Annotated in this window: 17 protein-coding genes; 4 read left to right on the top strand and 13 right to left on the bottom strand. The window is 70.7% G+C overall.

The window, feature by feature from the left end:
- Positions 1–34 precede the first annotated feature (34 nt).
- Positions 35–562 carry a macro domain-containing protein gene (locus AB0O48_RS26975; protein ID WP_357242187.1) on the top strand — a complete coding sequence of 176 codons (528 nt, stop codon included), beginning with the start codon at positions 35–37 and terminating at the stop codon, positions 560–562.
- Positions 562–3,648, top strand: a complete 3,087-nt coding sequence (locus tag AB0O48_RS26970) for a DUF3427 domain-containing protein (protein ID WP_365069068.1) — start codon at positions 562–564, stop codon at positions 3,646–3,648. Before AB0O48_RS26975 ends, AB0O48_RS26970 begins: the two co-directional genes overlap by 1 nt.
- A 67-nt stretch (positions 3,649–3,715) precedes the next feature.
- Here the strand turns inward: AB0O48_RS26970 and AB0O48_RS26965 are convergent, their stop codons facing one another.
- From AB0O48_RS26965 to AB0O48_RS26950, 4 genes are all read right to left on the bottom strand, one after another.
- Complete coding sequence (locus AB0O48_RS26965; RefSeq protein ID WP_357242181.1) at positions 3,716–5,815, bottom strand: MMPL family transporter; 2,100 nt, start codon at positions 5,813–5,815, stop codon at positions 3,716–3,718.
- Between the two features lie 392 nt (positions 5,816–6,207).
- On the bottom strand, positions 6,208–7,563 hold the full coding sequence (locus AB0O48_RS26960) for a hypothetical protein (RefSeq protein WP_365069065.1): 1,356 nt from the start codon (positions 7,561–7,563) through the stop codon (positions 6,208–6,210).
- A 243-nt stretch (positions 7,564–7,806) separates the two neighbouring features.
- On the bottom strand, positions 7,807–9,060 hold the full coding sequence (locus AB0O48_RS26955) for a cellulose binding domain-containing protein (RefSeq protein WP_357242175.1): 1,254 nt from the start codon (positions 9,058–9,060) through the stop codon (positions 7,807–7,809).
- Positions 9,057–10,169: a ricin-type beta-trefoil lectin domain protein gene (locus AB0O48_RS26950; protein WP_357242172.1), complete on the bottom strand. Its 1,113-nt coding sequence runs from the start codon at positions 10,167–10,169 to the stop codon at positions 9,057–9,059. The genes AB0O48_RS26955 and AB0O48_RS26950 overlap by 4 nt, the downstream gene beginning before the upstream one ends.
- A gap of 278 nt (positions 10,170–10,447) precedes the next feature.
- Between AB0O48_RS26950 and AB0O48_RS26945 the strand changes: the two genes are divergently transcribed.
- Positions 10,448–10,885 (top strand): VOC family protein, encoded by a 438-nt coding sequence (locus AB0O48_RS26945; protein WP_357242170.1) that lies wholly within the window; start codon positions 10,448–10,450, stop codon positions 10,883–10,885.
- A 21-nt stretch (positions 10,886–10,906) separates the two neighbouring features.
- Here the strand turns inward: AB0O48_RS26945 and AB0O48_RS26940 are convergent, their stop codons facing one another.
- From AB0O48_RS26940 to AB0O48_RS26900, 9 genes are all read right to left on the bottom strand, one after another.
- Positions 10,907–12,172: a hypothetical protein gene (locus tag AB0O48_RS26940; protein WP_365069062.1), complete on the bottom strand. Its 1,266-nt coding sequence runs from the start codon at positions 12,170–12,172 to the stop codon at positions 10,907–10,909.
- Positions 12,173–12,262: 90 nt separating this feature from the next.
- Positions 12,263–12,658 carry a VOC family protein gene (locus AB0O48_RS26935; RefSeq protein ID WP_365069060.1) on the bottom strand — a complete coding sequence of 132 codons (396 nt, stop codon included), beginning with the start codon at positions 12,656–12,658 and terminating at the stop codon, positions 12,263–12,265.
- The gene (locus AB0O48_RS26930; protein ID WP_357242161.1) at positions 12,639–13,406 is read right to left on the bottom strand and encodes a metalloregulator ArsR/SmtB family transcription factor; all 768 of its coding nucleotides are present in this window, start codon (positions 13,404–13,406) and stop codon (positions 12,639–12,641) included. Before AB0O48_RS26930 ends, AB0O48_RS26935 begins: the two co-directional genes overlap by 20 nt.
- Before the next feature lie 110 nt (positions 13,407–13,516).
- The gene (locus AB0O48_RS26925; protein WP_365069058.1) at positions 13,517–14,653 is read right to left on the bottom strand and encodes an epoxide hydrolase family protein; all 1,137 of its coding nucleotides are present in this window, start codon (positions 14,651–14,653) and stop codon (positions 13,517–13,519) included.
- A gap of 204 nt (positions 14,654–14,857) precedes the next feature.
- Positions 14,858–15,238 (bottom strand): YciI family protein, encoded by a 381-nt coding sequence (locus tag AB0O48_RS26920; protein ID WP_365069056.1) that lies wholly within the window; start codon positions 15,236–15,238, stop codon positions 14,858–14,860.
- A 49-nt stretch (positions 15,239–15,287) separates the two neighbouring features.
- Positions 15,288–15,962, bottom strand: a complete 675-nt coding sequence (locus AB0O48_RS26915) for a DUF998 domain-containing protein (RefSeq protein ID WP_365069054.1) — start codon at positions 15,960–15,962, stop codon at positions 15,288–15,290.
- Between the two features lie 115 nt (positions 15,963–16,077).
- A complete protein-coding gene (locus AB0O48_RS26910) occupies positions 16,078–17,352 on the bottom strand; it encodes an RNA polymerase sigma factor (protein WP_365069052.1) in 1,275 nt (424 codons plus the stop codon).
- 58 nt (positions 17,353–17,410) lie between these two features.
- Positions 17,411–17,950: a hypothetical protein gene (locus AB0O48_RS26905; protein WP_357242146.1), complete on the bottom strand. Its 540-nt coding sequence runs from the start codon at positions 17,948–17,950 to the stop codon at positions 17,411–17,413.
- Positions 17,951–17,995: 45 nt separating this feature from the next.
- The gene (locus AB0O48_RS26900) at positions 17,996–19,135 is read right to left on the bottom strand and encodes a hypothetical protein (protein WP_357242143.1); all 1,140 of its coding nucleotides are present in this window, start codon (positions 19,133–19,135) and stop codon (positions 17,996–17,998) included.
- 247 nt (positions 19,136–19,382) lie between these two features.
- Here AB0O48_RS26900 and AB0O48_RS26895 point away from each other — a divergent pair, with 247 nt between their 5' ends.
- Positions 19,383–20,936, top strand: coding sequence for a gluconokinase (locus tag AB0O48_RS26895; RefSeq protein WP_365069049.1), 1,554 nt, complete (start codon positions 19,383–19,385; stop codon positions 20,934–20,936).
- The last annotated feature ends 23 nt before the right edge of the window (positions 20,937–20,959 follow it).

Raw genomic sequence — 20,959 nt, 5'->3', positions numbered from 1 at the left:
TGGTACTAAGAGTTACCACGAGGGAGGCACGCCCATGATCATAACCGCGCACGGAGACCTGCTGACCGCTGATGTCGAGGCTTTAGTCAACGCGGTCAACACCGTGGGTGTGATGGGCAAAGGGATCGCCCTGCAGTTCAAGCGTGCCTACCCGGCCAACTACGCCGCCTACCGGGCAGCGTGTGCGGCCCAAGTGATCAAACTAGGCCAGGTGCATTTTTTCGATTCGGCTCGCCCAGGACCAGGCCGCTACGTGATCAACTTTCCGACAAAGGGCCACTGGCGTACCAGCTCGAAGGTGACAGATGTCCAGAACGGACTGTGTGACCTCGTCCGCGTTGTTCGCGAGCACGGGATCTCCTCGATAGCAGTGCCGGCGCTGGGCTGCGGTAACGGCGGTCTCGACTGGAACGAGATCAATCCGTTGATTGAACGGGCCTTCGCTGCCCTGCCGGACGTTCGGGTCCTGATGTTCCCACCGGAGAGTGCAAGCGACAGCCCGGCGTCAAATTCCCCGGCGCGGCGAACGGCAGCGCAGCCACAGAGAGATACCGTGCCGTAATGACGGATCTTGAGCGGGGCGTCTACGAGCACCTGATCACCCGTGAGCTGGCCGACCGCCTCCAGCATGTCGATCCCGCTCTGGTCCAACACCACAAGCTCGACCCCGCCGACGCGCACCACACTCTCGCCCGCCACATAGCGACCCTGGCCGCCCGCGCCCTGCAAGCCGTCCCGAGCGGCGACGACAAGCTCCACCACCAGGTCGCGATGGCGAACCAGATCGCCGAGGCCATCGCCGCCCTCAGCCCAAAAGCGGCAACACACCAGGACCAGGTGACGGACGCCAAGCACCTGCTCCACGCCATCGCCGCCCCACCAACCCCACCGGCCCTGCCAGCCTTCCCGCAGCGCCCCACCACTCCCCTCTCCACCGGCGCGCTGCTGGTCAACGGCCGCCACCAGCCCCGCATCGGCCACGAGGTCAACCACGAGATGGCGTCGGCCGAGAGCGTCGATCTGCTCTGCGCGTTCATCAAGTGGTACGGCCTGCGCATCGTCGAGCCAGCCATCCGCGAGCTGATCGCTAGAGGTGGCAAGGTCCGCGTCATCACCACCACCTACCTCGGCGCGACGGATCAGAGAGCACTCGACCGGCTCACCGAACTCGGCGCCGAGGTCAAGGTGTCGTACGAGACGCGGACCACTCGCCTACACGCCAAGGCGTGGCTGTTCCGCCGCAACAACGGCACCACCACCGCGTACGTCGGCTCGTCGAACCTGTCGAAGACCGCGCTCGTGGACGGCGTGGAGTGGAACGTCCGCATCTCGAACATCGAGCAGCCGCACGTCATCGACACGTTCACGGCGACGTTCGAGGACTACTGGAACGACCCGGCGTTCGAGACGTACGACGCGGCCAGGGACGCCGAGCGCCTACGGCACGCGTTGAGCGGGGAGCGCCGCGACCAGGCGCCCACCGAGATCTCGAACCTGGACGTACGCCCGTACCCGTATCAGGCCGAGATCCTGGCCGACCTGGACGCCGAGCGGCTGGTGCACGGGCGCTGGCGCAACCTGGTCGTGATGGCGACCGGCACCGGCAAGACCGTGGTCGCCGCCCTCGACTACCGCCGGCTGCACAAGGCGGGCAGGGTGGACTCGCTGCTCTTCGTCGCCCATCAGGAGCAGATCCTGCGGCAGAGCCTGTCGACGTTCCGGCAGGTCATGGGGGACGGCAGCTTCGGTGAAACGCTCGTCGCGGGCGAGAGGCCGAACGGCTGGAAGCACGTCTTCGCCTCCATCCAGTCACTGCACCGCCGGGAGGTCGACCCCGAGGCGTACGACATGGTGATCGTGGACGAGTTCCACCACGCGGAGGCGCCGACGTACGCGCGGCTGTTGGAGCGGCTACGTCCCCGCGTACTCCTCGGGTTGACGGCGACGCCCGACCGGGCCGACGGCGGCGACGTGCGCCGGTGGTTCGACGGGCGCGCGGCCGTTGAGCTGCACCTGTGGGAGGCGTTGGAGCGGCAGTTGTTGGCGCCGTTCCAGTATTTCGGGTTGCACGACGACGTTGACCTGTCGCAGGTCACCTGGAAGCGCGGGCAGGGTTACGACCTGGCGGAACTCAACGTCCTCTACACCGGCAACCACGCTCGGGCACGGTCGGTGCTGCGTGCGGTCGGCGACAAGGTGGACGTCGGGCGGATGCGGGCGCTCGGGTTCTGCGTGAGCATCGGGCACGCGGAATTCATGGCCGACTGGTTCCGGCAACACGGCGTCGAGGCGGCGGCGGTGACGTCGGGAGTGGACCGCGCGACGCAGAAGGGGCTACTGCGGGACTTCAAGGCCGGCAAGCTGCGGGTGCTCTTCACCGTGGACCTGTTCAACGAGGGCGTCGACCTGCCGATGGTCGACACGATCCTGATGCTGCGGCCCACCGAGAGCGCCACGATCTTCCTGCAACAGCTCGGCCGTGGCCTGCGCCTCGACGACGACAAGCCCTGCCTCACGGTGCTCGACTTCATCGGTGGGCAGCACGCGAACTTCCGCTTCGACAGGCGGTGGCGTGCCCTGACCGGGGTGAGCCGACGGGCGATCACCGAGGCGGTCCGCGACGACTTCCCCAGCCTGCCGAGCGGCTGCCACGTCGAGCTGGACCGGGTGGCCAAGGAGGTGGTGCTCGCCAATCTGAAGAACGCGCTGCCCACCTCGAAGGCCGGTCTGGTGTCTGAGCTGCGGCAACTCGGCGACGTCAGCCTGACGACGTTCCTTCGCGAGACCGGCCTGGAGATCGAGGACGTGTACCGCTCGGCCAGCATCGGCGGCTGGACCGGGCTGCGGCGACTCGCCGGCATCGAGACGTCCGCGCCCGGCCCGGACGACCGCGAGCTGGGCCGCGCCATCGGCCGCATGCTGCACACCGACGACGTCGACCGGCTGGAGCTGCTGACCCGGGTCGCGGCCGGACCGCCCGCGCCAGGCCAGCAGGTGTACGACGGGAACGGCCGACTGTTGGACATGCTGCACTTCAGCCTCTGGGGGCCGAACGCGCCCCTGACCGGGCGCGACGAGCGGTTGACCGGACTGTGGAAGGACCCGGCGCGCTGCACCGAGTTGCGGCAGGTAGCCGAGGTGCTACGGGACCGCATCCATCGGGTCACGCCGACTGTCGCTCCGGGTGGGGTGCCGTTGCGGGTGCACGCCCGCTACAGCCGCAACGAGGCCTGCGCCGCCTTCGGGATGACCAACCCGGGATCGCTGCGTGAGGGAGTGAAGTGGCTGCCCGACGCCGGCGCTGACCTGTTCTTCGTCACGCTGGTCAAGTCGGAGGCGCACTACTCCCCCACCACCATGTACGCCGACCGGGCCATCACCGACACCCTGTTTCAGTGGGAGTCGCAGAGCACCACCTCGGCAGCATCGGCAACCGGGCAGCGCTACGTCTCGAGTGGCTCGACGGTGCACCTCTTCGTTCGGGAGACCCGGATCGCCGACCGCGATCTGGGCGCGCCGCCGTATCTCTACGCCGGCACCATGACGTACGAGTCGCACACTGGCGACCGGCCGATGCGGGTTCTCTGGCGGCTTCACCACGCCCTACCCGCCGACGTCTACGCCACCGCCCGCACGATCGCCGCCTAGTGCTGCTCCTGGAGTGGGTCAGGGGCAGTGGTGTCGAATTGACTCGCCTCCTGCTGGCCCAGTGCGACTAGCTCGGTTGGTCGACGGCGCGGGCGTGTCGCCCGCCGGCCGGCCGCTCGTCCCCGTGGCCCGGCCACCACGCCTTGTGCCCGATCAGCGCGGTCAGCGCCGGGACGAAGAACATCGACATGACGAACGCCGACAGCACGATGCCGATCGCCACCGCGAAGCCCATCTGCTGAAGGAAGGAGATCGGCGCGAGCAGCAGCACCGCGAACGTGCCGGCCAGGATCAGTCCGGCTGCCGCGACGGTTGGGCCGGCGTGTTGCACACCGATGGCGGCGGCCTCGTGTGGTGCGTTGCCCTCCCGCGCTTCCTCGCGTAGTCGGGCGATCATCAGGATGTTGTAGTCGGTCCCGATCGCCACCACGAAGAGGTAGAGGATGATCGGCAACTGGAAGGTGACACCGGGCTCGCCCTGAAGCCCTTGGAAGAGGTAGACGGTCGCGCCCAGTGTGGCGGCGAAGTTGAGCAGCACCACGATCACCAGATAGATCGGCGCGACCAGGCTGCGCAGCAGCAGCGCGAGGATGAGCGCGATCAGGCCGGCTGCGACCGGCAGGATCACCGACAGGTCGCGGTTGTTCGCCGAGTTGATGTCCGCGAAGATCGCGGTGGTCCCGCCCACCAGCGCCCGGGTGCCGGGCGGCGCCGACGCGTGCACGGCATCGCGCAGGTCCTCGCGGACGAGGGTGATCGCCTCGTTGGAGACCGGGTTCTCGTTCAGCAGCAGGTTGACCCGGGCCACACTCGGGTCGGTGCTGCGTTCCGGGGGCTGTGCCTGGCCCACACCCGGGGCTTTCGCTATGGCCGCGGCGAACTCGTTGACCTGCTGCTCGGTCAGTTGTGACCCGTTACTGGTGGTCAGGTAGACCTCGGTGGGGGCGAGCGCACCGGCGGCGAACCCGCGCTGGAGGTCCTGCGCGGCCTTCGCCGACTCGGTGTCCTGCGGGAAGCCGGCGCTGAAGTCGTAGTCGGCCTTGTAGCTCAGCACGCCTGCGGCGAGCGCGACCAGGATGATGCCGGAGAGCGCCGCGACGAGTGCCGGCCGGCGCCCGACGATGCTGCCGAGCCGGTGCGAGATGGTGGCCTTGGGCGTACGCTGCCAGGCCTTCGACGGCCAGAAGACGTACCGGCCGAGCAGCGAGACGACCGCCGGGACGAGGGTGAGCGAGGTGACGAGCATGACGCCGACCGCGATCGCGAGCGCCGGGCCGAGCGAGCCGAAGAAGCCCAGGGAGGCGAGGAGCAGCACGAGGAACGCGACGATTACCGCTCCGGCGGCCGAGGTGATGACCTCGCCGACCCGCTGGACGGTGACGATCATCGCGGTGCGCTTGTCGTCGCCTGCGCGCAGCCGTTCCCGGTAGCGAAAGAGCAGGAACAGGATGTAGTCGGTGCCGATGCCGAACAGCACGATCAACAGGATCGTCTGGAGGTCCTGACTGACACTGAGGTCGAATGCCTTGCCGGCGGCGGCGACGAGACCCGTCGTGATGCTCAGGACGACGCCGACGACCACCACGGGCAGCAGCGCGGCGATGGGGCTGCGGAAGATGATCAGGATCAGTCCGATGATCAGGATGATCGTCGCGATGCCGACCACGGCGAAGGCGTTGTTGAAGGTGTCCTCGTTGTCGACGAAGCTCGCCACGTCGCCGGCCACGCCCGCGGTCAGTCCACTGTTCGCCAACTCCGGGCCGATGTCCGCTCGCAGATCGCGGACGGCGTCGAGCAGCGTCGGGTCGTCGGGGGTGGGGGCGTCGAGCCCGACGTTGACGATCTGCACCGACCTGTCCGGTGCCACTGCTGGCGGGCCGGTTTGGTAGCCGGACGTGTGCGGGATGTTCTTGGCCTTGAGCGCCTGGGCGAGCTTGCCCACCGTCGACTCGTCCGCCGGCGTCAGCTTCTGCCCGTCGGCGCGCTTGACCACGATGACCGCGGTCGCGGTGGCCTGCTGTGGAAACGCCTTCTGCCCGAGTTCGGTAGCCTGCACGGACTCGTACGAGCGGGGCAGGAAGCTTTCCTGATCCGCTGAGGTGATGTCGCTGAGCGATGGTGTGGTGAGGATGATGGCTGCCGCCGCCACCACCCACCCGGCAATCACCCACCACGCTCTGCGCACAACGAATTTGCCCAGCCGCTCGAACATGGTTCCCCCCGTGCGTTCGACACCACAGTCGTCTGGCCTGGAGCGCCCAGGGCGCGCACCCCATCACTCTTCCGGGTGGCCTTCGCTACCCGTTGTGCAGACTACAGTCGCCCGCCAAGCCTTTTCGGATGCTTGGCCGTCGAGGGTGGCGGGAGTTTCAGGTGTCGGGGTGCGCGAGCACCGCGGGCACCCGCGATGAACTTGCTCCGCGACACGTACCCCTGCTGGCCGGCCTGAAGAGTGCAGGTCTGCGACAGCAGGGCGTAGCCGCGAGGGAATTCCGGGGCCGGAGTTGCCCTACTGGCCAGGGCCGGCGGCCGAGCTGGCCCGCGCTGTCGCCGGCGCGCTCATCGTTGCAGCGTCGCGGTCGCGTAGCCGTCCGGGTAGAACTGGTAGTAGTCGCGGTACCGGACCGTGAAGACGGTGGTGCCGCGCGGCAGCGAGTAGGTGAGGGTGTATCTGCCGGTGGCGTCCAGCTTGCCGCGCCAGAACTCCCGCTCGGCCCCGCCGTTGGTCGACGCGGTGATCCACCAGTAGTTGTCGTCACCGATGGGCGAACTCCACGTCACGGTGAGCTGCGCGGTCTGCTTGTCCTTGCCGCCCCCGAACTGGGCGGTGACGGCCAGGTCGGTGACCGGCGGCGTCGGCGGGTGCGCCGGCCCGAAGGAGTGCAGCAGCTGAGTTTCCTGGTAGGGATCGGTCGAGGTGACCGCCCAGGCCCGGGTGCCGTCCCGGTTCACCAGCAGCGTTCCCTCCCAGAGGCTGTCGCCGCTGCGGAAGTCGACGGCGTACGTCGGGACCGTGCTGCCCTTGGCGTAGAGGTAGACATCGGCGGCACCGGAGGCGGTCGAGGCGCGGCCGATGGCGACGGTCGAGCCGTCCCCGGACCAGGCGGCGTCCTGCGGATAGACGCCGCTCGGATAGACGTTGGCGTCGGCGAGATCCGGCAGCCGGTACGAGTGGTGCTCGTACGGGCTGCCCACCGTCTCCACCACTTCGGTGCCGTCCGGGCTCACGGCGTAGCCGATGAGGTTGCTGCCGGTGTAGTCCCGCTGTGCGACGATCGTCGGGCTGTCACCGGAGACATCGATGACGTACGTGGTGACGGGCGAGTACCCGGTGTCGCCGGCGACGAGGAGACCGGGCGCGCCGGGGCTGGCGTCGATGATCGGATGGTAGTTGGGACCCGCGGTGTAGACCACCGGCGAGGTTCCGGGCGCGGACCAGACCAGCAGACCGCCGGAGCCGATACCGGCGTCGATGAACCCGCCGACGACCTTCTCGCCAGTCGGTTCGACCGTGTACAGGTGGGCGCCGACGGGTGCGGGATAGCTGGCGATGACGGTGAGCGTGGCGGCATCCAACGCGATGATCCGGTTGAAGCCCTGGGCCGCGTACAGGAAGCGTCCGTCGGCACTGAGGACGAGGTCGGAAATGTCAGCGACCGCGGTGACCCGGGACAGCAGGCGGCCGTCGAGATCCGTCACCACCAGCGGCAGTGCGCCACCAACCCCCTGTGCGATGTATAGGCGGCCGCGCGCTTCGTCGAGCTCGATCGCCCGCAGGTCGTCCACCGGCAGCTGGACGCCGACGCTCTTCAGCAAGGCCGGTTCGGCGGCGGCCGGGGCAGCTCTCAACAGCTCCCCAGCACTGAGCCCCATCGCCGCGAACACCCCGGACGCCAGCAGTTGGCGACGCCGCATGACACCTCCCCGTGTCGGCCAGCCGCATGCTGACGGCAAGGCGAGATTTTAGTACCGGGCTCCCTGCTGGCGCTGTCCCGCACCGCTCGGCCCGCCCTACCGCAGCCGTCCACGGTGGGCCGAAGGGCGCACGAGCCGCCGCGCCCTCGACGCTGGCGTCGCATGACGCTGGCCGGGGGCGCGGCGATCGACAGGTGGGCTCCGATCGGAGCCGCACGACTCGCGGTTACGTCCTGCGGTTGGTCAGGGGCTGGTGCAGGTCGGTGAGGTGGTGGCTGGCGTACCCGAGGCGAGGAAGCCGAAGCTCGTCGTGGCACCGGAGTCGAGCGAGCCGTTGTAGGAGACGTTGCGGACCGTTGCGGTGGAGCCGCTGGTGCTCAGGGTGCCGCTCCAGACCTGGCTGATGCTCTGGCCGTTGTTCAGTTCCCACCTGACGGTCCAGCCGTTGATGTGGGCGGTGCCTGCGGTCACGGTGACTTCGCCCTGGAAGCCGCCGGACCACGAGTTGACTGTGCGGTAGGTCGCGGTACAGGGGGCGCCGGATGGTGGCGGCGTGGTCGGCGTACCCGTGGTGGGCGGGGTGGACGTGGGCGGCGCGGACGTGGGCGGTGCCGGCGGGCCGTCCGGCGGCACCAGGGGGCAGGTGGCGTTGTACCGCGAAACGCCGCTGCTGTTCGCCAGTGGGCAGAGGAACTGGGTGTAGCGGGTGTCGTTGTCCAGGAACGTCTTGAGCCAGGGGATCAGGAGTCGCATCTCGGTGGGGTTCGGCCTGGTGAACGAGAGGTGGTCGTTGCCGGCCAGCTCCGCCCAGGCGTGTTCCACGCCGGCGGGCAGCGTGTTGTAGATGCCCTGCACGTACGACGGCGTGACAGTGCCGTCGTTCTGTCCCGACAGGAGCATGGTGGGGACCTGGGTGGTGGACATGTTCAGGTTGTTGCCGGGCGTACCTGGCGCGAGGCCGACCGCCGCCTTCAGGGTCGGCCGCCGGAGGGCGGCGAGGAGGGTGCCGGCGCCGCCCGCCGAGTGGCCCATGACGCCGAGCCGGTTGGCGTCGACCCGGTCGCGGATCGGGCTGGTGCGGGTGAGGTAGTCCAGTGCGGCGAGCAACTGGGTGGCACGGGCGTCGGCGCCGTCGGTGCGGCTGTTGGTCTCGATGCCGATCACCACGAACCCGAAGGACGCCAGCCAGGGACCCATCCAGGCTTCCTCGTTGGCGAACAGGGCGGAGTAGCCGGGCACGATCGCGACCGCACCCCAGGTGCCCTGGCTGGTGTCGGTCGGGTAGTAGACGTACCCGCCGTTGAAGCCGTGGCCCGCGGGCACGGTCGCCTGCGTGGTGGCGAACGGGCCGCGGGTGGCGGTGACGCTGGCCGCGGTCGGATCCGGACCCCGTTGGTAGGGGCTGTCGGCGGCGGCCGCGTCCCGGGTGGTTGTCGCCAGCGCCAGGCCGAGGACCGCCGCGAGCGCGGTCGTCAGCCACCGTGTCGGCTGTTTCATCGGCGACTGAACTGCTGGTTGGCCTGGCCGGTGCAGGTCCAGAGGACGAGCTTCGTGCCGTTGGCGGTGCCCTGGTTGTACGGGTCCAGGCAGAGGCCGGACTGCACGCCGGTGATCGTGCCGTTCGCGTTGACGTTCCACTGCTGGTTCGTGCCGCCGTGGCAGTCGTAGATGGTGACCTGGGTGCCCGGGGCGGTGCTGTTGCCGGCGGCGTCGAGGCACTTGTTGCCGTAGACGGTGAGCGCCTTGCTGGACGTGTAGGTCCACTGCTGGTTCGTGCCGCCGTGGCAGTCCCACAGGTTCAGCTGGGTGCTGTTGGTGGTGGAGTAGCCGGGGACGTCGACGCACCTGCCGGACCGGGTGCCCACGATCGTGGTGGTCTGTCCGCCGCCGCTGCCCGGGTTGCCGATGCTGCCGGGCACCGACTGCAAGGCGCTGTACCAGCGGGCGGCCATCTTGTCGTAGCCGCCGGCGGTGGGGTGGACGCCGTCGATCAGGTCGGCGGTGGTGAGGGCGCTGTGCATGTCGACCAGGTGCACCCGCTTGCCGGCGTTGACCTTGCTCTGGACGATGCCGGGGATCGCCGCGTTGAAGGTGCGGTTGGCCGCCTCCTGGCCGCTGTTGGAGAGCGGGATGAGCTGCGCCACGAACACCTCGGCGGTGGGCGCGGTGTTGGTGATCTTGTCGATCAGGTTGGAGAGCCGGTTCGGCGCGGTGCTCACGTTGTAGTTCTGCAGGATGTCGTTGGTGCCGATGTGCAGCAGGACGGTCTGCGGTCGTTGGGTGTTCAGCCAGCCGACGATGTTCGCGTCGATCTGGTCGATGCGCCAGCCGGGATGCCCCTGGTGGTCGTGGTCACCCAGGCTGGCCGGCCCGTTGAACTGCGATCCGACGAAGTCCACCGTGTACCTGTTGGTGGCGAGACGCTGCCAGAGCCCGATGCGGTACCCGCCCGGCACCTGGGTGCCCTCGGTGATGGAGTCGCCGAGCGGCATCACCCGTACCCCGCCGTTGGATTCCGCGCTGGCCGGACCGGTGGGTGCCACCACGCCGGCGATGACCACACCGAGCGCGGCGAGCGTCGCGAGCCATCGTGCCCTCGTTCGCATAGCTGTCTCCCCTGGATTGGTCGAGCTGGCCGAGGGCATGGGCCGGCCGGTGGGGCCGCCACGGGCAGCCGGCATCCGTCTGGGATCGGGGCCGGCCGGACCGAGCAGCCGCCGGCTGCCGGGTGTTCACCCGGCGGGCGCCGATCGTCACATCGGCATGGCGTCACTGCCTCAGCACTGGGACGAGTGTGAGCGTTAACAGAGAAGAGTGTAGATTCCTCGGATTGCTCTGGTCTACCTTGCCGCGCCCCCGGGCGCTGGCGCGTTAGGTTACGAGGATGGAGCAGCGGATCAGTCTGATCACCCTCGGCGTCTCGGACCTGGCGCGCGCCAAAGCCTTCTACGAACACCTCGGCTGGCAGGGCCAGGAGGTCGAGGAGACGGTCTTCCTCCAGGCGGGCGGCCTGGCCCTGGTGCTGTGGAGCCGAGACAAGCTGGCCGCCGACGCGGGAGTCCCCAACCCGGACACCGGCGGCTTCGGCGGCATGACCCTGGCCCAGAACGTCCGCTCCCGGGCGGAGGTCGACGAGGTGATGGCGACCGCGGGCAAGGCCGGCGCCGAGGTGACCCAGCCGGCGCGGGAGACGTTCTACGGCGGCTACGCCGGCTACTTCGCCGACCCGGACGGTCACGTCTGGGAGATCGCCTGGAACCCCGGCTTCACCCTCGGCCCGGACGGCTCCCTCACCCTCCCCGACTTCGGCGCCACGAGCTGACCCGACCGCAACGGCCCTGGATCACGGCCCGGTCGGCGGGCAGAGCAGCCGGTCCACAAGCGGCAGCAGAGAATCCAGGCACGCCATCACCAGCGCGGGGTCGGGCGTCGCGGTCGGCGACGGTGAGCCCGGCCAGGCCGCGGTGGGCGGGTCGGTCGGCGTCGGAGCTGGCGTCGGCGTCGCGCTGGCCGACGGGGCGGGAGCACTGGACGGAGTGGGCGCGATGGTCGGTGCCGGCTCGGTGAGCGGCACCGGAACGGTGGTTGGCACCGGCTCGGTGAGCGGCACCGGAACGGTGGTGGGGACCGGCGCAGCCAGCACAGCGGCGGACGGGACCGGCGCGGCGGGCTGCTGCGGACCGGCCGCCAGAGGCCGTACCGGACGCACCGGCGTGCTCGGGCTCGCCACCCCCAGGACGGAAGGTGTACGCGTCGCGGTGTTCCGCACGATCGGCTCACCCGTCGCGATGATCGCCGCTTCCGCTCGTCGCAGAGTGCCGGCCTGCTGTGGTCCCACGGTGCCGGGGGCCAGCGTCGCGAACACCACGGTCGCGACGGCGGCGACGGCGAGGGTCCGGCGGTCCAGGCGGACCGCTGTCGAGGGCGCGTCGTCGGGTGCCGCCGACACCGGAGGCGCGGGCCGGGCGTGTCGGTGGGCGGTCAGCAGGGCGTCGACCTGCGCGCTGACGGCGGCGCGATCGGCGGTGGCCGCGAGGGTGAGATAGAAGCGGAAGTTCACCACGGCGCTGGCCGGAACCAGCAGCCCGGAGAGTCGGTGCCGGGGTCGCGCCGACTCGGCAGATCCGCGACCGTCAACGGGCAGCAGGGTGACCGGCACGTCGGGGTGGTGGGCGGGGCCGAGCAGGTCCGCGTACCGCCACTCGCGCCGATGCTCGCGGCCAGCGAAGGCCACGCGGCGGCTGGTCACGACGGCCATCCCGGTGTCGAGCACCCGCAGGCCCGCTGGCAGCGCCGCGTGCACGGTGTCGGCGAAGTCGCAGGGACCCGGGCTGGGCAGGCCGGGGACGTGCCGCGCCTCGGCCTCGACGAGCGTGGCGACGGGAAGGACGCGGAAGACGAGTTCGTCGTGGTCGAGGTCCACCGGTAGGCCGATGCGGGGCTGCGTACACCCGAGGAAGCCGGCGGCCTCGATGCGGAGCCGGGTCAGGTGGTCGTCGCGGCGCAGCCAGGCGTCGGTGGCGTCGCGGTACGCGCGCTGCCGGCGCTCGTTCTCGCGCTCGGCCCAGGCGATCCGCCAGGGGGCGCAGGCCACAGAGGTCACGGTCACGCGCGGTACAACCGCTCATGTACGTGACAGGGAACGCAACCACGATCGATGCATCCCGTTGCGCCCGAAAGGAGAGAATTGACGGACAGGTCAGGCAGGTGCCGGCGCGAAGAGTTCGACGGGGTTGCCGGCCGGGTCGTCCAGGACGATCTGCCGGCCGCCCGGACCTGCGATGACGTCGCTGCGGAAGGCAACTCCGGCAGCGCGCAGCCGGGCAACCTCCGTGTCGACGTCGGCGACGATCAGGTGGATGCGGTTCCAGCCGCCAGGGTGCGGACGGCGTCCGTCCGGCATGGACCGCCCTGCGGAACTGTCCGGGCCGGACAGCAGTAGCCGCAGGTTGCCGCGTCGGACGTCGGCGAAAGCGGGCAGGAATGCGTGGGCCGACGTGAAGCCGAGGTGGGTGGTGTAGAAGTCGATCGCGGCGGCGACGTCATCGACGAGGTAGCGCACGCTCACGGTGTTGTCATTGATGGGGCTGGTCATGATGCCTTCTCTCGTGGGCGGCGAGCGCGTGCAGCAGGAAACTGACGCGTTGGGCGAGGTCGTCGGCGACCCGCTGGAAAGCGGGCAACCCGTCGGGATCGGCGGCCGGGTCCGGGATGCTCCAGTGCACGAGCCGTGACTGTCCGAGGAACTCGGGGCAGACCTCCTTGACCCGGTCGCACAGGGTGATCACGACGTCAAATCGCTGACCGGCGAACTCGTCCACGTGTTTGGGCAGCGCCTTGGTCAGGTCGATGCCGCGTGCCGCCATGGCGCTTGTCGCGTGCGGATGGACCGGCTTGGGTTGGCTTCCGGCGCTGTAGGCCGCCACGGTGCCGGAGGTGCGTTCCCGCAGCAGCGCCTCGGCCATCTGCGACCGTGAACTGTTGCCCGTGCACAGGAACAGCACTCGTCCGGTCACCGCGGTGGCCGGCGTGGGCGGAGTGAGCCGCAGCCCGGGGTGCAGGGCAGCGCCGGTGCCGGACAGCAGGTCGCCGCAGTGGGCCAGGGCGAGCGAATAGTAGGTGTCGCGGCCGTCGGCGCTGCTACGCCGCGCGGTCACCAACTCGGCCCTGCGCAGTTTGCCGAGGTGATAGGAGACGAGGTTCTGCGGTTGGCCGAGCAGCGCCGTCAGCTCGTGCACAGCAAGGTCACTGTGGGCCAGCTCGCTGATCAAACGCCACCGCACCGGGTGCCCGACGGCGGTCACGAACCCGGGCGGTGCGCTGGTGCCGGCTGTCTCTGACATCACAGCCGCACATTACATCAAACTTATTTGATGTAATAGGCCCCTTGGCGGGCACGACCGAGGCCAGGCGGCGGAGCCGGCCGTCTTGAGCGCGGCTCCGCCGTCGGACATCACCCGTGCAGCGAGGTGAAGAAACGCCTCAGCTCGTCGGCCAACAGGTCCGGCTCCTCCAACGGCAGGAAGTGCCCGCCCCGGCCCGGCTCGCTCCAGTGCCGGATGTCGGTGCAGGCCCGCTCCGCGATCTCGCGCGGGAAGTTGGCCTGCGAGGGCTCGGTGCTCACCGTGAACGCCGCCGGCACTTCGATCATGGGTCGTGGGGTGTTGTGGTCGAAGTCGGCGTACTGCCGGAACGACGAGCCGATCGAGCCGGTCACCCAGTAGAGGGTGATGATGGTGAGCAGGGTGTCCCGGTCGACGCTGTTCGCCAGGTCGCCGTGGTTGTCGGTCCAGTCCCGGTACTTGTCCACGAGCCAGGCGGCCAGCCCGGCCGGTGAGTCGGCGAGCGCCGCCGCGAGGGTGTCCGGGCGGGTGCCCATGATGGCGCTGTAGCCGCCGTCGGTCTCGTCGTACGCGGCCTCGGCGTCCAGGTACGCCTGCTCGGCCGCCGACAGTGGACGGGCGTCGAAGCTGGCCGGGAACGGTGGGTGGATCAGGTGGATGCCGACGACCTGCTCCGGGTACAGGGCGCCGAGCCAGCCGGTCACCACACCCCCGACGTCGCCGCCGAAAGCACCGTACCGCTCGTAGCCGAGTACCTCGGTCATCAGCTCGTGCAGGGTCCGGGCGAGGAGCGCCCGGGTCACCGGCTCGTCCGGGACCTCCGAGAAGCCGAAGCCCGGCAGCGAGGGCACCACCACGTCGAACGCGCCGCCGGGCCGATCGGGGTCGGTCAGGCGGTCGACAAGCGGCAGCATCTCGACGAAGCTGCTGGGCCAGCCGTGGCTCAGCAGCAACGGCAACGGCGTGGGCGCACCGGCCGGGCGCGCCGCCCGGACGTGCAGGTAGTGCAGCTTCCGGCCGCCGACGACTGCCAGGTGGTGGGGGTACGCGTTCAGCTCGGTTTCGCGCGCTCGCCAGTCGAACCCGTCGTGCCAGTAGGACACCAGGTCCCGCAGGTAGTCGGGATCGACGCCACCCTGCCACGGCCGGTGGCCGCTGCGGTCGGTGAAGCGGGTACGGGCCAGTCGGGTCCGCAGGTCGTCGAGGACCGCATCGGGTACGTCGATGCGGAACGGGGAGATGGACATGTGTCCTCCGAGAAAGGAGGGCGCACTCCCCGACGCGAGTGGTCAGCTGAGGGGGACGGCCGAGAAGAGCGCCCAGGATTGACGTCGGGTGGTCACCGGGCTCACCTCCTTCTCGTGGCTGACGACGATCACCCTACCCATACCCCCGGCCGGCAGTGGACGTCGAACCGCCGCCCGGGTGACCCGGGCGGCGGCGCGACGAGGTCAGCCGTGCTGGCCGGCCTCGGGAGCCTCGTAGACCCGACGGATGTCCACCTCCACCTCGCCGATCGTCTCGGCGAAGACGTCGGCGAACCGCCGTCCCCACTGCACGGCCTCCTCGTGGGAGCGCACGTCGACGAGCGCGAACCCGGCGATCAGTTCCTTGGTCTCGGTGAACGGCCCGTCGGTGACGGTGGTCGTGCCGCCACTCACGGTGATCCGGGTGGCGTCGGTGACGGTCGGGCAGAGCCCCTCGGCGGCGACCAGGATCCCGGCCTGCGCGACCTCCTTCATGAAACCTTCCATCCGGGCCATGAACTCCGGGCTCGGGTTGAACGCTCCGGGCAGGTTCTCGTCGAGCTTGTGCATCATCATGTAGCGCATCGGTGTGGTCCTCTCGTGATCGTTGGGTGCGGGTCAGCGGGTCAGCGGGTCAGCGGGTGAACGGTCGAGCGCAGAGCGCGGTGAGCCAGCCGAAGGTGACGAGACAGGCGAGCGCCATCCGGATGCTGAGGGTGTCCTGGTCGGGCCAGGCCAGGATCGCGACAATGGCCGTCGCGCTGCCCAGCGAGTAGGCGGCCCAACCGCGCTGCCCGGCCCGCCACCAGGTGCGGGCGAAGACCAGGCAGGCGATGGGCAGCGAACCGAAGGCCAGCCCCGCGCCGACACCGTGACCGATGGCGTGCCAGCTCACCGTGTCGGGCGTGCCCTCCGGCGCGCCGGCCGGCCAGCCCATGCTCGGGTCCGAGACCAGCACCCCGCCGATGACCAGGCCGAGGCCGTGCACGGCGATCAACGCCGGACCCCACGTCCCGCCCGGCTCACCCCGCAGCGTCCGGCGCAGCCCCACCGCGCCGGCCAGGGCCAGCAGCCCGGTCAGCACGAAGTTGGCGATCTGGATCCAACCCAGGTCGCCCAGGGCCAGCAGGCTGAGCGGCTGCCGGCTCAGGTCGAACCCGTCGCGGGTGAGCACCTGGGCGGCGGCCACCACCACGAACAGCGGGCCGGCGGCGGCTCCGCCGGCCAACAGCGCCCTGGTCGTCGTACGCCGGGAGTCGACGCCCGCCACCGCGGACCCCGCGCTCGTCGCCTTCGCTGTCGTCGTCATGTCGCTCTCCTTGTCCGTGCCGGCCGGTCGCCGGTCCCCCTTGCCGGTGCGAGCCGGCTTTCGCTGACGCGTCGAGCGGTCGGGGCGGGATACGACATGACTGTCGAAGAATTCTTCACCGGGTTGGCGTGACCCCGCGGGCGCAGTCGGCCGCACGGGCGCGCAGCAGCGCGCGTTCGCGTTCGTTGCCGGTCAGCTCGGCGGCCCGTTCGAACTCGGCGCGCGCCTCGTCGTGGCGGCCCAGCTTGGCCAGCAGGTCACCGAGCACGCTGGGCAGCAGGTGGTAGCCGGCCAGCGCCGGCTCGTCGGCCAGCGCCCGGGCCAGTTCCAGACCGGCGGCCGGGCCGTCGGCGAAGGAGACCGCGACGGCCCGGTTCAGCTCCACGACCGGGGACGGTACGACCCGGGCCAGCTCCGCGTAGCCGGCGGCGATGCGCGCCCAGTCGGTCTCCCGCGGGGTAGCCGCGCGCGCGTGGCAGGCCGCGATCTCCGCCTGGAGGGTGTACGGGCCGGGCGGGCCGTTCGCCGCTCTGGCCCGGCCGAGCGCGGTGAGGCCACGACGGATCAGCAGCCGGTCCCAGCGTCCCCGGTCCTGCTCCAGCAGCAGGATCGGCTCGCCGTCGGCGTCGACCCGGGCGGCGGTCCGCGACGCCTGGATCTCCAGCAGCGCGGCCAGCCCGTGCACCTCCGGCTCCTCGGGCATCAGCTCCTGCACGAGGCGGGCCAGCCGCAGCGCGTCCGCGCAGAGCGCCGGGCGCATCCAGTCGTCGCCGGCCGTCGCGGAGTAGCCCTCGTTGAAGATCAGGTAGATGACCTCCAGCACGGAGGCGAGCCGTTCGCCGCGCTCGGCCACGCCGGGCACCTCGAACGGCACCTTCGCCTCGGCGAGCGTCTTCTTGGCCCGGGTGATGCGCTGCGCGACGGTCGTCTCCGCCACCAGGAATGCCCGGGCGATCTCCTCGGTCTTCAGCCCGCCCAACACCCGCAGGGTCAGTGCCGCGCGCGCCTGTGGTGACAGCAGCGGGTGGCAGGCCGTGAACACCAGCCGCAGGAGGTCGTCGTCGATGCGTTCCTCGAACGCGGCGTCGAAGTCGGGGGTGAACCGCTCGTCGTCGAGGTCGCGCCCGAGGTCGGCCACCCGGCGTTCCAGCAGGCTCCGCCGGCGCAGCGCGTCGATCGCCCGCCGTTTGCCGACGGTGGTCAGCCACGCGCCCGGGTTGGCCGGTACGCCGTCGCGCGGCCACTGCTCCAGCGCGGCGACCAGGGCGTCCTGGGCCAACTCCTCGGCCCAGCCAATGTCGCGGACCAGCCCGGCCAGGGCGGCGACGACCCGTCCGGATTCGATTCGCCACACCGCTTCCACCGTGCGGTGGACCTGCTCAGCACCCATGACCGCACATCAGAGCAGGGCGTTACCGGCTCCACAAGGACAACGCGTGGTGAGCCGTTCAGCCCGCGCGGCGCGGATGGTGCACCGACCCGGGGTTCTCGGTGGGGAACCTCGACCGGATCCGCGGCGGGTACGCCGCGCAGTGCTCGGCCCACTGCTCGGCGGCCGCCGCGAGGGCGTCCGCCGAGACGGTGAGCAGCAACGGGTAGATCGCGCCGGACGGGCGGCGCATCCACGGCGGTAGCGACTCGGCGGAGAACTCCACGATCAGCTCCAGCCGGCGGCGGCGGAGCACCCGGGAGCGGAGGGCCAGGTTGGGTTCGGTGAAACTGACCATCGCCGGTGGCGCGTTCGATTCGAGCGCCGAGGTGGCCTGCCCGCGCAGCCAGCCGCCGAACGCGCGGGCTTCCTCGACCATCAGGCTCGGGTAGTGGTGCGACCAGGTCTGGCCGTCGGCGGTACGGGCGTCCACCTCGATGAGCAGCCAGTCGTGCCAGCCGGGCGCGGCCCGGTCGGGGTCGTCGGGCGGGTCGATGCCAGGCTGGTAGCCGACGGGGCGTATCCGCACCCGCGCGCCATCGTCAGACCTGATCTCCACTCGGCAATTGTGACCGACCGAAGCAGACTTTAACTCCCAAATCGGTCACTTCGTGATGGTTCGCCGCACCCCACGGTGCTCGCCGCACGCTTTCGCTCCGCCACCGGCCAGGCTGACCGAACCGTCGCGACACTGCACGAGGTAACCCCGCCCGGCCCAGAACTGCGGCACGCAGTCGAACCAGTCGCACACCTCCGGGGCGGGCCGACGGATCCGGGTACCGCCGCAGAAGCCGTACCCCAGGGGGTTCTCCGGCGCCCCGCAACGCGGGTCGGCGGTCGTGCGGGGCGCCGAGCGTGGCGACGTCGTCGGCTTCGGCGGTGGGGTGACGCGGGTGAGCGCCGGGGCTGCCGGGCGGATCAGCAGGGGCTCCGCGCTGGGGGTTGCGGCGGCGGCGACCTCCGGGCCGCCGGTCGGGTCGGACGGATTCGACTCGATGAGCGCCGCCGGCACCAGCAACGCCAGCGCGGCCGCCACCGCGATGGTCCGGCGACCACCGGGTACGAACGACGTGAGCCGGGCCTGCGCCGGGGTGGCCACGGCCGGCCGGAACGGCTTGAGCTGGGCGTGCTCGGCGATCATCTCGTCGAGTTGGTCGAGCACCGCGGCGCGCTGTTCGATCGCGTCGGCGAAGGCCAGGGTCAGCTTGAACCGGAAGTCCGGCGCCGCGTCGATGGGCAGCAGCAACCCGGCGGTCGTCCGCCGGTCCAGCACCTGGATCAACGTGACCGGCGACGCGGGGTCGTGGGCCAGGCCGGTCATCCGGCCGTACGCCCAGTCGCGCCGGCCGCGTCCGCCGAGCAGCACCAGGCGACGGCTGGTGATCACGGCCATGCCGGTGTCGGTGACGCGTACGCCGTCCGGGCGGCGCGGGCGTAGTGGTCCGGTCGGCGGGGCGACCGTGAGGTCCGGGGCGGGCAGCACCGGGGTGTGCCGTACCTCGACCAGTTGCGCGGCGGGCAGCACCCACAGCACCGCCTCGTCGGCGGTCAACTCCAGGGGCAGGCCGTCGCCGGCCGCGGCGGAGCCCTGGAAGTCGGCGGCGAGAGCGCGCAGTCGCCGCAGCTCGTCGGCACGTCGCCGCCAGGCCGTCTCGGCGCCCCGGAACGTGCTGACCCGCCGCACGTTCTGCCGGTGCGCCCACCGGTACCGCCAGGTGGAACCCGTTGAATCAGTCTTTGCCACGCCGACTCCTTCGCCGCGTAGGCCACCAATCTGGGTGTCTCCCCGTTCAACAGACGCGGCGTGGCACCCGGACACGCCGGAAGGGGCAAAATACCCGATCGGCGGATAAAGCCACACGATAGGCCGATACTGTCGCGTCGACGGATGTCCTGTGCGCGTGTCCTGCGGGGGCCGTCGCCGTCTCGGTAACGTCAACCGCAGCCGGGTGGCATCGCCGCCGCACCGCCGCGCGAAAGGGGGTGAGCGCGTGCCACAGGACACCCGGCCCGGAGTGGTCGTCGGCGTCGACATCGGCACCACCAGCACCAAGGCCGTCGCGTACGACACCGACGGGCGACAGCTCGGCAGCCACTCGGTCGGCTACCCGCTGAACGACCCGCAACCCGGCTACGCCGAGCAGGACCCGCACCTCATCCTCGACGCGGTGCTCAAGTCGGTGAGCGTGGTCGTGGCCGAGCTGGTCCAGCCGGTGGCCGGGTTGGCGTTCTGCTCCGCCATGCACAGCCTGATCGGGCTGGACCCGGACGGCAACCCGCTCACGCCGTCGGTGACCTGGGCCGACTCACGCGCGATCCGGCAGGCCGAGCGGCTCCGGGCGGTGCCGTCCGGGCTGGCGCTGCACCGGCGTACCGGCACGCCGATGCATCCGATGTCGCCGCTGCCCAAGCTGGTCTGGTTCGCCGAGCAGGAGCCGAAACTCTTCGAGCGCGTCGCGCACTGGGTGGGCATCAAGGACTGGGTGCTACTGCGGCTCTGCGACGCGCTGGTCACCGACCACTCGATCGCCTCGGCCAGCGGCCTGCTGGACATCCACCGGCTGGAATGGGACAGCGAGGCGCTGACCATCGCCGGCATCACCGAGGAGCAACTGCCCCAACTGGTCGCCACCACCGCCGTGCTGCCCGGCCTCACCCCGCAGGCCGCGGCCACCACCGGCCTGCCGGAGCGCACCCCGGTGGTGGTCGGTGCGGGCGACGGCCCGCTCGCGAACCTGGGCCTGGGCGCGGTGCACCCCGGCATGGTGGCCTGCTCGATCGGCACCAGCGGCGCGATGCGGGTGATGGTCGAGCGGCCCGGGGTGGACCCACTCGGCGGCGTGTTCTGCTACGCGCTGACCGAGCACCGCTGGGCGGTCGGCGGTGCGATCAACAACGGCGGCATCGTCCTCAAGTGGGCTGGCGAGGCGCTCGCGCCGGATCTGGGTGAGCACTCCGAAGAGGACCTGGTCGCCCTGGCGGCCCGCGCGCCGGCCGGCTCGGGCGGGCTCATCATGCTGCCGTACCTGCACAGCGAACGGGCACCACACTGGAGCGCCCTGCCGCGCGGGGCGTACGTGGGGTTGACCCACAGCCACCGCCGCGAGCACCTGATCCGTGCCGCGTTGGAGGGGGTCTGCCAGCAACTCGCCCTGGTGCTCAGCTCGGTACGGGCGGCCGGCAACGAGGTCCGCGAGATCCGTGCCGGTGGCGGCTTCGCCCGCAGCGGCCTGTGGCGGCAGATGCTCGCCGACGTGCTCGGCGTGCCGGTGAGTTTTCCGGCCGCACACGAGGGGTCCAGCTTCGGCGCGGCACTGCTCGGCATGCAGGCGCTCGGGCTGATCCCCAGCATCGACGTCGCCGCCGACCTCGTCCGGATCGAGGAGACGATCCGCCCCGACCCGGCCGCCGCCGCCACGTACGCGGCGCTGCTGCCACTGTTCGCCGAGCTGTACGAAGCGCTGACGCCCGCCTTCGCCTCGATCCGCCGGCTGGCGCCCGGCCTGCCCGCGGAACCCGAGCCCGCATCGGGACCGCCGATGTGAACCTCCGGCCGTGGGTGACCCGG

It is taken from the genome of Micromonospora sp. NPDC085948, assembly GCF_040686315.1.
Classification (GTDB): Bacteria; Actinomycetota; Actinomycetes; order Mycobacteriales; family Micromonosporaceae; genus Micromonospora.
Note: the sequence above shows the minus strand (reverse complement) of the source record. Positions and strands in the feature narration are given on the sequence as shown.

Coding starts and splice junctions, on each gene's coding strand:
- AB0O48_RS26945 (WP_357242170.1), top strand. CDS start 10,448: ATGGAGCAGCGGATCAGTCTGATCACCCTCGGCGTCTCGGACCTGGCG.
- AB0O48_RS26915 (WP_365069054.1), bottom strand. CDS start 15,962: ATGACGACGACAGCGAAGGCGACGAGCGCGGGGTCCGCGGTGGCGGGC.
- AB0O48_RS26960 (WP_365069065.1), bottom strand. CDS start 7,563: ATGCGGCGTCGCCAACTGCTGGCGTCCGGGGTGTTCGCGGCGATGGGG.
- AB0O48_RS26930 (WP_357242161.1), bottom strand. CDS start 13,406: ATGTCAGAGACAGCCGGCACCAGCGCACCGCCCGGGTTCGTGACCGCC.
- AB0O48_RS26970 (WP_365069068.1), top strand. CDS start 562: ATGACGGATCTTGAGCGGGGCGTCTACGAGCACCTGATCACCCGTGAG.
- AB0O48_RS26935 (WP_365069060.1), bottom strand. CDS start 12,658: ATGACCAGCCCCATCAATGACAACACCGTGAGCGTGCGCTACCTCGTC.
- AB0O48_RS26975 (WP_357242187.1), top strand. CDS start 35: ATGATCATAACCGCGCACGGAGACCTGCTGACCGCTGATGTCGAGGCT.
- AB0O48_RS26925 (WP_365069058.1), bottom strand. CDS start 14,653: ATGTCCATCTCCCCGTTCCGCATCGACGTACCCGATGCGGTCCTCGAC.
- AB0O48_RS26955 (WP_357242175.1), bottom strand. CDS start 9,060: ATGAAACAGCCGACACGGTGGCTGACGACCGCGCTCGCGGCGGTCCTC.
- AB0O48_RS26910 (WP_365069052.1), bottom strand. CDS start 17,352: ATGGGTGCTGAGCAGGTCCACCGCACGGTGGAAGCGGTGTGGCGAATC.
- AB0O48_RS26950 (WP_357242172.1), bottom strand. CDS start 10,169: ATGCGAACGAGGGCACGATGGCTCGCGACGCTCGCCGCGCTCGGTGTG.
- AB0O48_RS26920 (WP_365069056.1), bottom strand. CDS start 15,238: ATGCGCTACATGATGATGCACAAGCTCGACGAGAACCTGCCCGGAGCG.